Origin of the sequence: Pseudomonas sp. P1.8, from assembly GCF_001269805.1 — a bacterium.
In the GTDB taxonomy this organism is placed as follows: Bacteria; Pseudomonadota; Gammaproteobacteria; order Pseudomonadales; family Pseudomonadaceae; genus Aquipseudomonas.
The window spans coordinates 417,695-431,409 of the sequence record NZ_LHVM01000007.1 but is presented as its reverse complement, the minus strand read 5'-3'; the positions used below and the strand labels follow the sequence as shown (position 1 = coordinate 431,409).

Genomic DNA, 13,715 nt, shown 5'->3' with positions numbered 1-13,715 from the left:
CGCCCGCTACGAGCGGGCAGCGGCCATCTGTGACACTCGCTACGGAAAAACACCTAAATCTGACCTTCTTATCAGATATTTCGTACAGGCTCTTCAGGCTTTCCCTGTCGAGAGCAATACGCCGGCAGTACGGGGCTTTGCACGTAATATCAATGACTTGCAAGTCACAGCAGATGCCTGGGAATTGGGCCCCTTCTCGAAGAAAAATCGTTGAAGAATGTTACCGATGAGCAGCGAATGCGTTGATTGTCAGACTTTTCTGGCATAATCGCGCCCCCTTACGACCGGGTCAGAAAACCTTCATGATCGATTTATTCAGCGGACTGGATGCTTGGGTGCTTGTGAGCCTCTTGCTCGCCCTGGCCTTTGTCCTCGCCTTCGAGTTCATCAACGGCTTTCATGACACCGCTAACGCGGTGGCTACCGTTATCTACACCAAAGCCATGCCGCCACACCTGGCCGTGTTCTTTTCCGGTGTGTTCAACTTCCTCGGCGTGTTGCTGGGCGGGGTCGGCGTGGCGTATGCCATCGTCCACCTGCTGCCGGTAGAACTGCTGATCAACGTGAACACCGGTCACGGCCTGGCCATGGTGTTCTCGTTGCTCGCGGCTGCCATCACCTGGAACCTGGGCACCTGGTACTTCGGCATCCCCGCTTCGAGCTCTCACACGCTGATTGGTTCAATCCTCGGTGTCGGTCTGGCCAATGCCCTGATCAATGACATTCCGTTGGCTGACGGGGTGAACTGGCAGAAAGCGATCGACATCGCTGCCTCGCTGGTGTTCTCGCCGATGGCCGGATTCCTGATCGCTGCACTGATCCTGATCGGTCTTAAATGGTGGCGTCCGCTGTCAAAGATGCACAAGACACCGGAACAACGCCGTAAGATCGACGACAAGAAACATCCGCCGTTCTGGAATCGCCTGGTCCTGGTGATCTCGGCCATGGCCGTGAGCTTCGTACACGGATCCAACGATGGCCAGAAAGGCATCGGTCTGATCATGCTGGTGCTGATCGGCATCGTGCCAGCGCAATTCGTACTCGACCTGAACAGCACCACCTATCAGATCGAGCGGACCCGCGACGCTACCTTGCACCTCAACCAGTTCTACCAGCGCAATTCCGAAACCCTGGGTGAGTTCCTGGCCCTTGGCAAGAGTGTTGAAGGCGACCTGCCGGAGAAATTCCGTTGCAATCCGCAACAGACCGAACCGACAATTACCGCACTGCTGGGCACGCTCAAGGGTGTAGCCGACTACCATTCGCTGTCGTCGGAAAGCCGCATCGAAGTGCGTCGCTATCTGCTTTGCCTGGATGACACCGCGAAGAAAGTCAGCAAACTGCCAAGCCTGGGAGCCCGCGAGAAGGCTGACCTGGACAAATTGCGCAAGGACCTGACCACCACTACCGAATACGCTCCGTTCTGGGTGATTCTGGCAGTGGCACTGGCCTTGGGCCTGGGAACGATGGTTGGCTGGAAGCGTGTGGTACTGACGATCGGTGAGAAGATCGGCAAGCAAGGCATGACCTATTCGCAGGGCATGTCGGCGCAGATCACCACCGCCAGCCTGATCGGCATGGCCAACATCTTCAGCCTGCCGGTGTCCACCACCCACGTCCTGTCCTCAGGCGTGGCCGGCACCATGGTCGCCAACAAAAGCGGCCTGCAGGGTGGCACCGTGAAAACGATCCTGCTGGCCTGGGTGCTGACCCTGCCAGCCACCATTGCCTTGTCGGCCGGATTGTTCTGGCTGGCCTCGAAGGCACTGGGCAGCTGATACAGAGCCCAACGAAAAAAGGCGCGTTCCGCAAGGACCGCGCCTTTTTTATGGTCGCTAACTTCCCTGTCACTACACCCCCCGTGTAGGAGCGAGCCTGCTCGCGATGGCGGTGTTACAGCCAACTAATCCGTTGAATGTTACGACGCATCGCGAGCAGGCCCGCTCCTACAGGGGACGGTGGATGACAGCAAATTCTTTCAGAAAAAAAAAAGGGCAACCGAAGTTGCCCAAAATGCCTTGCGTGCTCATTACATCCAGAAAGAACTACGGTTTACTTCCGCTTGTGCGAATCCTTCCAGATAAAAAGTCCGAACCCTGCAAAAAATACAAACATGAGGCTGACAGTCAGCACTCCGGCGATCACCACGTTGTCGAAAAACATGACGCGTCTCCTGTACTTGCCGTGTTGCGATGGGGCTAAGTTAACCAAACGGGCAGGAGAGAACATTGACCGGGATCAATGTTGCCCTCGGCAGGGCAAGAGGAAGGGGAAAGTTTGACCCGCATCAATCAATGCGGGGGGGAAGATCAGCGTTTTTTAGGTTTGTTCTTCGGCTTTTTCTTGGCTTTTCCCAATGGCATAGCCTGCTCGAACGCCTGGCGCACTTCGTTGAGCCGTTTGTCATTGAGGTCGTGAACACGTTTGGCGCGTTCAGCGTTGAGGTCAATCAGTTTGTCGTCTTGGTTCATGGCGTTCAGTGCATCGCTTGATATGTAAGTTTCAGATGCCGCATCTTGGGCAGGATGGTGCCAATAATGCGTCCTGACGCCAGCGCTGACCAGTCGCGCACTCAAATCTCGATATCGACCCATAACCCTTGGCGTGGCTGGTCTTCCATCAATGGCGCGACCGGCACGGTATTGTCGCTATTGAGTTCGTCCCCCGGAACAGCCAGATAGGCATCAGGGTCTTCATCGGCCTCACGGCGGCGGCGCTCCTGCTCCTGTTTACGGCGCTGCTCCTCACGCAGCAGCAACGCAGACTCCTCAGGATCGCGGTTCTGCAGATTGATAGTGCTGTCCCCGGAGCTTTCCTGTACCGGCACTACAGGGGGAATATCCGGACGCTGGCGGATCGGGTCATGTTGCGAAGTGATCGGCACGGCACTCAAGGGGAGCATCGGTGGCAGCATAATTTTCAGTCTCCTTTCAGCAGGCTGTCGGCTGCGCGGATGGCGACTTGAGCCATCGGTCGCAAACTGTGACTCAATTGGCACGCATTGGTGCCCCGAACTGCGCTCCCTGCGTGAGTGGGCTAACGTAAGACTGTGAGTTTTTCTGAGAGTCCTTTGGCCCTGAAGCCCTCATTCCGTTAAGATAGCCCGCTTTTTCAAGGTGGGAGTCAGGCAGCATGGCGCAGCAGTATCAACCGGGGCAACGCTGGATCAGTGACAGCGAAGCCGAGCTGGGTTTAGGCACCGTTCTGGCACAGGACGGCCGCTTGTTGACCGTGCTCTATCCGGCCACTGGCGACACTCGCCAGTACGCGCTAAGGAACGCGCCCCTCACCCGTGTGCGGTTTTCGCCGGGTGACTCCATCACTCACTTCGAAGGCTGGAAATTGACCGTTCGCGAAGTCGACGACGTCGATGGCTTGCTGGTCTACCACGGCCTCAACGCGCAGAACGAAGTAGTCACTCTTCCGGAAACCCAGTTGTCGAACTTCATCCAGTTCCGTTTGGCGAGCGACCGACTGTTCGCCGGTCAGATCGATCCGCTGGCCTGGTTCTCCCTGCGCTATCACACTCTGGAACACACCAGCCGCCAGTTGCAGTCCTCGCTGTGGGGCCTGGGTGGCGTGCGTGCACAACCGATCGCGCACCAGCTGCACATTGCCCGCGAAGTCGCCGACCGCATAGCACCAAGGGTGCTGCTGGCCGACGAAGTAGGCCTGGGCAAAACCATCGAAGCCGGTCTGGTGATCCATCGCCAACTGCTTTCTGGCCGCGCCAATCGCGTGCTGATCCTGGTACCGGAGAACCTCCAGCACCAATGGCTGGTGGAAATGCGCCGTCGTTTCAACCTGCAGGTCGCGCTGTTCGACGAAGAACGCTTCATCGAAAGCGATGCCTCCAACCCGTTCGAAGACACCCAGCTTGCGTTGGTCGCTCTGGAATGGCTGGTGGATGACGAAAAAGCTCAGGACGCCCTGTTCGCGGCCGGCTGGGACTTGCTGGTGGTTGACGAGGCTCACCATCTTGTCTGGCATGAAGATCAGGTCAGCCCTCAATACTCGCTGGTCGAGCAACTCGCCGAAACCATTCCTGGCGTGCTGCTGTTGACCGCTACCCCGGAACAGTTGGGCCAGGACAGCCACTTCGCTCGTCTGCGTCTGCTCGACCCGAACCGTTTTCACGACCTGAAGGCCTTTCGCGCCGAGAGCGAAAACTATCGCCCGGTGGCCGAAGCCGTTCAGGAACTGCTCGACAAAGGTCGCTTGTCCCCTGAAGCGCACAAGACCATCCACGGTTTCCTCGGCAACGAAGGCGAAGCCCTGCTGACCGCAGTCAATGATGGCGACACCGAAGCCAGCGCCCGCCTGGTGCGCGAACTGCTCGATCGCCACGGCACCGGCCGTGTGCTGTTCCGTAACACCCGCGCCGCCGTGCAAGGCTTTCCGGAGCGCAAGCTGCACCCGTACCCGCTGCCGTGTCCCGACGAATACCTTGAACTGCCATTGGGTGATCACGCCGAGCTGTACCCGGAAGTCAGCTTCCAGGCCCAGCCGGACGCCAACGAAGAAGAGCGCTGGTGGAAATTCGACCCGCGCGTCGAGTGGCTGATCGACCAGCTGAAAATGCTCAAGCGCACCAAAGTGCTGGTGATCTGCGCCCATGCCGAAACCGCCATGGACCTGGAAGACGCCCTGCGCGTACGTTCCGGGATCCCGGCCACGGTGTTCCACGAAGGCATGAACATCCTCGAACGTGACCGCGCCGCCGCCTACTTCGCTGACGAAGAATTTGGCGCGCAAGTGCTGATTTGCTCAGAAATTGGCAGCGAAGGCCGCAACTTCCAGTTCTCCCATCACCTGGTGCTGTTCGACCTGCCATCCCACCCGGATCTGCTGGAGCAACGTATCGGTCGCCTGGACCGGATCGGCCAGAAGCACATCATCGAATTGCACGTGCCGTACCTGGAAACCAGCCCGCAAGAGCGCCTGTTCCAGTGGTATCACGAAGCACTGAACGCGTTCCTCAACACCTGCCCAACCGGCAACGCCTTGCAACATCAGTTCGGCCCGCGCCTGCTGCCGTTGCTCGAAGAAGCGGACGACGGAGAGTGGCAAGCGCTGATCGACGAAGCCCGCACCGAGCGTGAGCGTCTGGAGGCAGAACTGCACACCGGTCGCGACCGTTTGCTGGAGCTCAACTCCGGTGGCGCTGGCGAAGGTGATGCACTGGTTGAAGACATCTTCGAGCAAGACGATCAGTTCGCCCTGCCGATTTACATGGAAACCCTGTTCGATGCATTCGGTATCGACAGCGAAGACCATTCGGAAAACGCGCTGATCCTCAAGCCAAGCGAAAAAATGCTCGACGCCAGCTTCCCGCTGGGCGACGACGAAGGCGTGACCATTACCTACGACCGCAACCAGGCGCTGTCCCGCGAGGACATGCAGTTCATCACCTGGGAACACCCGATGGTTCAAGGCGGCATGGATCTGGTGCTATCCGGCTCCATGGGCAACACCGCCGTGGCACTGATCAAGAACAAGGCGCTGAAACCTGGCACCGTGTTGCTGGAACTGCTGTATGTCAGCGAAGTGGTTGCCCCGCGTTCGCTGCAACTGGGCCGTTACCTGCCACCGGCAGCCCTGCGCTGCCTGCTCGACACCAACGGCAACGACTTGTCGGCCCGCGTATCGTTCGAGACTTTGAACGATCAGCTGGAAAGCGTGCCGCGTGCCAGCGCCAACAAGTTCATCCAGGCCCAGCGCGATCAACTGACGCCACGGATCAACGCCGGCGAAGCGAAAATCTTCCCGCGCCACGCCGAACGTGTTGCCGAGGCGCAACGTCGCCTGGCAGCCGATACCGACGAAGAACTGGCGCGCCTGACCGCGTTGCAAGCGGTCAACCCGACCGTGCGTGACAGCGAACTGGTTGCCTTGCGCAAACAACGCGAGCAAGGCCTGGCCATGCTCGACAAGGCGGCGCTGCGACTGGAAGCGATCCGGGTGTTGGTAGCGGGTTAAGTCCCCTGCGCCACTCTTGTAAACAAAAAGGCCCGCAGCGATGCGGGCCTTTTTCCATCTGACTTTTGTGGTGATGCCGATGGCCTCATCGCTAGCAATCATGCAGTCGCCGGTGCAACCTCTGGCTCAACCACCCCAACCAACCCCTCCTTCATCCGCTTGGCATCGCGCACAAAACACCGCGAAGCCAGTACCAGAAACACCACGGTGAAAAACAGCGCCACCGGGATCAGGTACATCGCGTCATGCAGGCCGACCGCTTTGAAAGCTTCGGTCATTTGTTCGGCACCGGCCGTCAACATCGCCGTGTGGGCAAAGTGATCGGACAATCCGCCCACCACCACCGGCCCCAGGCCACCACCCAGCAAGTACAACCCGGCAAAAAACAGCGCCATCGCCGTGGCCCGCAGACGCGGTTCGACCACGTCCTGGATCGCCGTGTAGACGCAAGTGTAGAAGTTGTAAGCAAACAACCAGCCCAGGCTGAACACTGCCACAAAAACACCGATCTCGATGCGGCCGGCATGCAGCGCCCAAGCGGTGCAGACGGTAGAAACAATCAGACTGAATGCGGCAAACAGCAGGCGACCATTAGCGACTCGCTGGTGAATCTTGTCCGCAATCCAGCCGCCAAGCGTCAAACCGACCAACCCGGTGACACCCACAATCACCCCGGTGGCCACCGCAGCCTCCTGTAATGGCATCAGGAAATAACGCTGCAGCATCGGCACCAGAAACGAGTTACAGGCGTAGGTGGCGAAGTTGAAACACAGGCCAGCCAAGACCAGCCACAAAAATGTCGGTACGGCCAGCACTCGGCGGATCGGCCGGTCTACACGTTCCTGGGAAACCTGCACACTCTCCGCGGCACCGCGTGTGGGCTCCTTGATGAAGAACATGAAAACCGCGAGGATCAGCCCCGGCACCGCCGCGATAAAGAACGGCGCGCGCCAACTGTCGAAAGCCTTGACCATCGCGCCAATGGTGAAGAACGCCAGCAATAGCCCCAACGGTAAGCCGAGCATGAAAATGCCCATGGCCCGTGCCCGACGGTGAGCGGGGAACAGGTCGCCGATCAACGAATTGGCGGCGGGTGCGTAACTGGCCTCACCGATACCGATACCCATGCGCACGATCAGGAAACTCCAGAAACTGCCGACCATGCCGTTGACCGCTGTCAGGCCACTCCATACCGCCAGGCCCCAACCCATGAGTTTGCTGCGCGAACCTGTATCGGCCATACGCCCAAGTGGCAGACCGGCGATCGCGTAGACGAGGGTGAATGCAGTACCGATGATACCCAGCTGGAAGTCGCTAAGATGCCATTCCATGCGGATCGGTTCGATGATAATGGCGGGAATGGTACGGTCGAAAAAATTGAACAGATTGGCCAGGAACAACAGGAACAGAATGCGCCAGGCATTCGCCGCTTGGGTCGATTTCTGCATGGGTCCGTCTCATTTATTGTTATGGGGTCGTCACTGTCCCCGGAATTTGCAATCTAGACAGGCCTGCCAGAGCTGTCTGTAATTATTCGTAAGGCTGATATCAGACCATCGCAATCTTTGGCAAAACGCTCTGGTCCGCGGCTCGATAAGGCTCAATGTTTTCGAGGCAAAACCTGCAATTTCCGGCCTGACACCTGCCGTTGAAAAATACCTGCCGCCCCCCCTTCCCAACCCGCTGGCGAAGCCTAGAATAGCGACCTTGCTTTATCCCCCTGCGTCCCCATTCCTCCTTAGATAATCGCCCATGTCCGAAGCCAGTCCGTGTCTGAATTGCGGTGCCTGCTGTTCTCATTTTCGCGTGTCATTTTTCTGGGGTGAATGCACCTCGGCCGGGGGAACTGTGCCCGATGAGCTTGTCGATCAAATCAGTCCAAGCCGGGTAGCGATGCTTGGCACCGGGTGCAAACCGGTGCGCTGCATCAGCCTGGTGGGTGATGTAGGCAGTGAGGTGCAATGCTCGATCTATGACAAACGCTCGAGCACCTGCCGGGAATTCGAAGCCTCTTGGGTAGACGGCGAGGCGAACCCGGATTGCGATGCCGCCCGAGCTGCGTTCGGTCTACCGGCCCTGCAACCAGAGTTCGATATGGCCGAGAGGAAAATAGCCTGACCGTTAGCACTAATTGCTATTGGGTTAATGCCAAAATCATTTGCACCAAAGTGCCACTATCGCTTGCTGTCCATCCATGACCTCTATACTCCATGAATTCGCCGACGCTCATTGCGTCGGCAAGGATGACAATGATGGGGCAGGTTAATGGAGTGGCCGGGGCTGCAGTTCATTTCCGCGCTGCCAGAGAACGGGCAGGTCATACTTGATTGTGTGCATGACCCTTTTCTGGTGCTGCTGGCTTACCTGGTCGCCTGCGTCGGATGCTTTGCCACGCTGGACATGGCCGAGCGGGTAAACCATGCGGAACAGGCCACTTCTCAGACGCGCTGGCGTTGGGTGGGTACCGGGTGCCTGGCGGGCGGTATTTGGGCCATGCATTTCATCGGGATGCTCGCGTTTCGCGTGCCCATCGAAATTCATTACCAGCTGCCAGTCACACTGCTATCCCTGTCAATCGCATTGATCGCGTCATGGTTGGCCATGCAAACGTTGAGCCTTGCGCAATTGAAATTGCGGCATTGCTGCACGTCGTCGATCGGCATCGGACTGGGCATCGCCGCGATGCATTATGTGGGCATGACGGCCATGCATTCGAATGCCACGGCTTATTACCAACCCGGCTTGTTCGCGCTTTCCATCCTCATCGCCATTGCCGCTGCCCTGGCAACACTGCTATTGGCCAGGCACCTGCGCAATGGCGCGGGAGTGATGCACCAGCTTCTCAAGTATTGCGCCAGTCTGCTGCTCGGCGCGGGCATTCTGAGCATGCATTTTACGGCCATGGCCGCCTTCAATCTGGTGCAACCCGTCGGTAGCCTCCTGACGCAGGCGAGTGAACACAATCATGTACAACTGGCGCTGACGATCGCCGTCGTGACTCTGCTGATCATCGGCAGCAGCATCAGCGCAGCGCTCGCGGACAAGAAACTCCAGCACAAGGACCACGACCTGCAGCGGGTCAACTCCTTGCTTAGCCAATTGGACCAGGCGCGCATGTCGCTACAGCAGGTGGCGCACTACGACGCCTTGACCAACCTGCTCAACCGCCGTGGTTTTAATCAGATATTCGCCGAAAAACTCATCGAGAAGACCAACGAGGGCGGGATGCTGGCGGTCCTGTTCCTGGACATTGATCATTTCAAGCGGATCAATGACAGCCTCGGCCATGACGCCGGTGACGAGCTGCTCAAAGTGCTGGCCGGCCATATCAAGAGTTCGATACGCAGTCATGCAGATGTCGTGGCGCGCTTCGGCGGCGACGAGTTCTGCCTGCTCATCGACCTGCATGATCGTGAAGAGGCGCGGCAGATGGCCCAGCGCATCATGTTGAAAATGAAAGACCCCATCGAATTGGCCGGACGGCGCATGGTCATGACCACCAGCATCGGCATCAGCCTGTTCCCGGAAGATGGCAAGACCTGCGAGGAGCTGCTGAAAAACGCCGACCTGGCGCTCTACCAGTCCAAGGGCGGTGGACGAAATGGCCTGAACTTCTTCAGCGCCAACCTGAAAGCCCGGGCCACACTGGAGCTGCAACTCGAAGAAGAACTACGCTTCGCCCTGCGCGAGGACACCGGGCTGATGCTGTATTACCAACCGATCTATGACCTGAAAACCAGTCAAGTCAGCAAACTTGAAGCGTTGATCCGCTGGCAACACCCGGTCCACGGCTTTCTCGTTCCCGACCGTTTTATCGCTATCGCGGAGGCCAATGGCCTGATTGCCGAACTGGACAATTGGGTGCTGCGCAAAGCCTGCGAGGATCTGGGGGAGCTTTCGCGCCAAGACTGTGAAGAACTCAAGATTGCCGTCAATTGCTCGCCCCTGAACCTGGCGCGCGAAGATCTGGCCGATGAAATCGAACACGCTCTGCGGACTTACGGGGTCGCTCCCCATCGACTTGAACTGGAAGTCACCGAAAACGCATTGATGGGCAACATCGCCAACACCCTGGTATTGTTGCGAAAGATACGCGCCCTCGGTGTGTCGCTGTCGATTGATGACTTTGGCACCGGCTATTCATCCCTCGCCTACCTCAAGCGCCTACCGCTCAATACGCTGAAAATAGATCGCTCATTCATTCAGGACATTCCCAAGGCCACCGCGGACATGGAGATCGTCCAGGCCATTATCGTCATGGCCCACACCCTGCACTTGCAGGTGGTCACCGAAGGCGTTGAAACCTTCGAGCAATACCAGTTCCTCGAGGACCACGGCTGCGACTTCGTTCAAGGTTACCTGTTCAGTCGGCCCGTACCGCTGGCCGACCTGCATCCGGTGCTCAATGAAATCAATCAGCGCAAGCACTCTTACAGCGCTACGACGTTGAGTCTGGTGCACGGAACATCTGCACTAATGTAGACGGGTCTTTCTCAAGAAATCCCTGCCCCCCATGCAAACGCATCAACTGCGCCGCCAAGCCGGTGATCGGTGTAGCCGAACCCTGTTCACGAGAAAATTTCACCGCTGTGTCGAGATCCTTGAGCAGGGTCCGAACATGCCACTTGACCGGTTCGAAACGACTTTCGGCCATTTGTGGAGCCAGGATCTGCAGCGGCCTGGAATCAGCAAAACCGCCCGCCAGTGCGGCGGCGATCAGGCTGGCATCCACCCCGGAACTTTCCGCCAGCGCCACCACTTCGGCAATCACCAACGCATTGCAGGCGACAATCATCTGATTGCACGCTTTGGTCACCTGCCCCGCTCCAACGCCACCCATGTGTGTTAGGCGCTGTCCCAGGCTCAACAATACGGAGCGGACCCGTTCAAGGTTCCGAATCTCCCCGCCCACCATGATCGCCAATGTCCCCGCTTCAGCGCCGACCACACCACCGGACACCGGGGAGTCCAGCCAGGCCATGCCGGTTTCTTCCATCAGCTCGTTGGCCATTTCCCGCGTGGCACTGGGCTCGAGGCTGGAAAAATCCACCAATAACTGACCGTTCTTCGCCCCTTCAACAACACCCGCCGGACCAAAGACCACCTCACGCACCACCGCCGTGTCTGCCAGGCAGAGCATTACCACGTCCGCGTGCTGACACAATTCGGCCGCTGTGGCGACCTGTCGCGCCCCAGCCGCCACCAGAGGCGCGCACTTGGCCGGATTGCGGTTCCACACGGTCAGAGGATAACCAGCCGCCAACAAACGCTGGCACATCGGCAACCCCATCAGCCCGATACCGGCAAATCCCAGCGAAGGTAGTATTGACATCATTTGGCCTCCTTTTGATTAAAGAACGCCGAATATTGGCCGATTCATCATGACTTGGGAAAGGATTCCCCGAGCACAACTCAGTCTCAAGCCCAGGCTTGGGCTCAATACGCGCTGACAAAAGACGCGATTCAATTCCGTGAAGGTTTGACGACAGTGAGTCGGCCTACCCACCAGCCCAGGTAGATGGCGAACAATGACTTCTAAAAATAACCCGGCCCCTGCGCTATCCGATCTGACCTTGCCCCCTGCGGCCAACAGCCCGTCATCACCGAAGCCTTCGCTCCCTTCTCGTCCGTTGTCGACCCAGCAGTACCTGTATTTCACCGAAACCAACACCGACCGTATTCTCGACAACCTCGACGGCCTGCGCGACATGGTGTTCCCGCGCCCTGCGCACCTGGAAGGCGACAGCGAACAGCATAGCCACCAGGAATTCCCGTCAGTGTGCCTGATCGGTCTGGGCCGATGTGGCTCGAACATCGCGCTGGATGTCGCGGAGCTGGTGTACAACGCGCGCAAGTTCTACCTCAACGAATTCAACAATGACGATCGCCTGTCGCCAGACAAGCGTTATGCCGAAAAGGGCTACAGCCCTGCCCAATGGATTCGCAACAACCTGCGCCTGGGCCCGAACAAGGCCACCAAGCCAGTGTTCCTGGTCGAGCCGCTGGTGATGCTCGGCGACCTGGACAAGGACATCGCCGGGCGTATCCGCTTCTCGCGCAAGGGCGAAAAAAGCGGCTTCCTGCGCGACTACAGCAAAATGAAAATCATGGACTTGTCGGAAGTCCACGCCGGTGGCGCCGGTAACGCGCCGATCCTCGGTCAGTACCTGGCCAAGATCATTCTGAACAAGGACACCCAGCGTTTTTCCAGCCCTGACTGGAAGATGATTCACTCGTACCTGATCGACAGCTGCGGCATCAAGGCCAACCAGTCGCGCCTGTATTTCTCGATCTTCAGCGCCGGTGGCGGTACGGGCTCGGGCATGGCCTCTGAATTTGGTCTGGCCCAGCAGCACTCGTACATGAACAAGACGTTCGACACCAAGCCGATGGACGAGCATGACGGCAAGAGCGGCCACTCGTTCGTGTTCGAGCCGATCTTCACCAGCGGCATCTGCGTGCTGCCGAACATTTCCGATCACCGCAGTGAAATGTCCGAAGCGCTACATATCAACGCCGGGCGCTTGCTGTGCAAATACCTGTCGGAAGAGTGGGACTTTTCCTACAATTTCGCCAATGAAGACAGCAGCGAAGCCAGCGTCATGGGCCGCATCCGCCCATGGAACGCGATGATGCTCATCTCTAACGACATCATGCGTTACGCCGAAGAGAACGATGACGGCAACATCCAGAACATTGATGTCAATGCGATGGAAAAGCACGCCAACCAATACATTTCGCAGCAGATTTTCAACATTCTGACCGCGCAGGCGGTCACGACTGACTATGACCAGAACTATTTCCGTCGCGCCGGCATCGACATTGGTGAAACCATCCGCCTGGACGCCAACGACCTGTTCATGAGCCTGGCCGGGCCGGTGGCGATTGCCTATGCCGAATCCGTTGTTCCGGAAACCCCACAACCGAGCAACGACAAGTTCAAGGTGTTCGAGAAAGAGCCACAGCGCTTGAACATCGACGACCTGTTCTTCCGTTCGATCGACCTGCCGCACTTCAACAAGGTCACCCAGGCGATCGAAGGCATCAGTCTGCTGCCGATCGAGTCAAAGCGCTATCGTGCGTCGCTGGAGCAGTACAAGAATTCGGGTTACGACGCCGCAGCCCTGCACGACCTGCACTTCTTCAAGAATTGCTCGTCGGTGGTGTCGATTGTTTCGCTGCCCAAAGACTACAAGCTGTCCTACATGGACCTGAACCGGTTGAAGACCCACCTCAACAGTCTGTTCCCCAACACCACGCTCAAGCGTTACGCGCTGGTGATCGGCGCCTCGGCCAACCTGTCGCTGACCACGTTGATCGCCAAGAGCCCGTGCCTGTCGGACGACTTCCTGACGCTGATCGTGGCGTTCATCAAGCGTTGCTTCGCCAAGGCACCGTACCGATTTGACGAAACCCTGGACAACTCGATCCTGGATTTCATCGTCCAGGAAGAGTTCGACGAAGACCGTATCGATGACTTGCTCAACGAATTCGAGAACCCGGCAAAGATCCTCGATACCAACTGGTACGCGATCAAGCCGATGTACGAGAAGAAGTACCGCGAGCTGATCAACGACAAGGACAAGTTTGTCTCGATCAACGACATACGTCTTTCTCGGGATTGCGTGAAGAAATCGATCAAGTACCTGCGCGAGATCTACCGTCATCGCATTGGCAAGACCAAGGTTATTTCGCTGAATAACCATACGGGCAAGACGGCTTAGACCTGAAAAGAT

The 13,715-nt window shown here is 57.9% G+C and carries 10 protein-coding genes; 5 read left to right on the top strand and 5 right to left on the bottom strand.

The window, feature by feature from the left end:
- Positions 1 to 302: 302 nt before the first annotated feature.
- Positions 303 to 1,778 (top strand): inorganic phosphate transporter, encoded by a 1,476-nt coding sequence (locus tag AD668_RS05770; protein ID WP_053155590.1) that lies wholly within the window; start codon positions 303 to 305, stop codon positions 1,776 to 1,778.
- A gap of 274 nt (positions 1,779 to 2,052) precedes the next feature.
- On the opposite strand, the gene ccoM is transcribed toward AD668_RS05770, so the two are convergent.
- The 3 genes from ccoM to AD668_RS05760 all read right to left on the bottom strand — a co-directional run bounded on the left by ccoM (position 2,053) and on the right by AD668_RS05760 (position 2,914).
- Positions 2,053 to 2,163, bottom strand: coding sequence for a cytochrome c oxidase subunit CcoM (ccoM, locus tag AD668_RS30180; RefSeq protein ID WP_007976669.1), 111 nt, complete (start codon positions 2,161 to 2,163; stop codon positions 2,053 to 2,055).
- Between the two features lie 146 nt (positions 2,164 to 2,309).
- Entirely contained in the window at positions 2,310 to 2,576 is a 267-nt protein-coding gene (locus AD668_RS29395) for a hypothetical protein (protein ID WP_156322304.1), read from the bottom strand.
- Complete coding sequence (locus tag AD668_RS05760) at positions 2,573 to 2,914, bottom strand: hypothetical protein (RefSeq protein ID WP_053155588.1); 342 nt, start codon at positions 2,912 to 2,914, stop codon at positions 2,573 to 2,575. Before AD668_RS05760 ends, AD668_RS29395 begins: the two co-directional genes overlap by 4 nt.
- Before the next feature lie 218 nt (positions 2,915 to 3,132).
- Between AD668_RS05760 and rapA the strand changes: the two genes are divergently transcribed.
- Complete coding sequence (gene rapA / locus AD668_RS05755; protein WP_053155585.1) at positions 3,133 to 5,979, top strand: RNA polymerase-associated protein RapA; 2,847 nt, start codon at positions 3,133 to 3,135, stop codon at positions 5,977 to 5,979.
- Positions 5,980 to 6,077: 98 nt separating this feature from the next.
- On the opposite strand, the gene AD668_RS05750 is transcribed toward rapA, so the two are convergent.
- Positions 6,078 to 7,427 carry an MFS transporter gene (locus AD668_RS05750; RefSeq protein WP_053155583.1) on the bottom strand — a complete coding sequence of 450 codons (1,350 nt, stop codon included), beginning with the start codon at positions 7,425 to 7,427 and terminating at the stop codon, positions 6,078 to 6,080.
- 304 nt (positions 7,428 to 7,731) lie between these two features.
- On the opposite strand from AD668_RS05750, the gene AD668_RS05745 reads away from it, so the two are divergent.
- Positions 7,732 to 8,097, top strand: coding sequence for a YkgJ family cysteine cluster protein (locus AD668_RS05745; protein WP_053155581.1), 366 nt, complete (start codon positions 7,732 to 7,734; stop codon positions 8,095 to 8,097).
- Between the two features lie 147 nt (positions 8,098 to 8,244).
- Positions 8,245 to 10,461, top strand: a complete 2,217-nt coding sequence (locus AD668_RS05740) for a bifunctional diguanylate cyclase/phosphodiesterase (RefSeq protein WP_053155579.1) — start codon at positions 8,245 to 8,247, stop codon at positions 10,459 to 10,461.
- Here AD668_RS05740 and AD668_RS05735 read toward each other — a convergent pair.
- Positions 10,418 to 11,314, bottom strand: a complete 897-nt coding sequence (locus AD668_RS05735; protein WP_172681785.1) for an NAD(P)-dependent oxidoreductase — start codon at positions 11,312 to 11,314, stop codon at positions 10,418 to 10,420. The two genes, AD668_RS05740 and AD668_RS05735, sit on opposite strands and share 44 nt — an antisense overlap.
- A 193-nt stretch (positions 11,315 to 11,507) precedes the next feature.
- On the opposite strand from AD668_RS05735, the gene AD668_RS05730 reads away from it, so the two are divergent.
- Positions 11,508 to 13,703 (top strand): hypothetical protein, encoded by a 2,196-nt coding sequence (locus tag AD668_RS05730; protein WP_053155576.1) that lies wholly within the window; start codon positions 11,508 to 11,510, stop codon positions 13,701 to 13,703.
- Positions 13,704 to 13,715: the final 12 nt, after the last annotated feature.

Excerpts from the sequence above, each read along its gene's own strand:
- ccoM (WP_007976669.1), bottom strand. The coding sequence starts at position 2,163 with ATGTTTTTCGACAACGTGGTGATCGCCGGAGTGCTGACTGTCAGCCTC.
- AD668_RS05745 (WP_053155581.1), top strand. The coding sequence starts at position 7,732 with ATGTCCGAAGCCAGTCCGTGTCTGAATTGCGGTGCCTGCTGTTCTCAT.
- AD668_RS05735 (WP_172681785.1), bottom strand. The coding sequence starts at position 11,314 with ATGATGTCAATACTACCTTCGCTGGGATTTGCCGGTATCGGGCTGATG.
- AD668_RS05760 (WP_053155588.1), bottom strand. The coding sequence starts at position 2,914 with ATGCTGCCACCGATGCTCCCCTTGAGTGCCGTGCCGATCACTTCGCAA.
- AD668_RS05730 (WP_053155576.1), top strand. The coding sequence starts at position 11,508 with ATGACTTCTAAAAATAACCCGGCCCCTGCGCTATCCGATCTGACCTTG.
- AD668_RS05740 (WP_053155579.1), top strand. The coding sequence starts at position 8,245 with ATGGAGTGGCCGGGGCTGCAGTTCATTTCCGCGCTGCCAGAGAACGGG.
- rapA (WP_053155585.1), top strand. The coding sequence starts at position 3,133 with ATGGCGCAGCAGTATCAACCGGGGCAACGCTGGATCAGTGACAGCGAA.
- AD668_RS05750 (WP_053155583.1), bottom strand. The coding sequence starts at position 7,427 with ATGCAGAAATCGACCCAAGCGGCGAATGCCTGGCGCATTCTGTTCCTG.
- AD668_RS05770 (WP_053155590.1), top strand. The coding sequence starts at position 303 with ATGATCGATTTATTCAGCGGACTGGATGCTTGGGTGCTTGTGAGCCTC.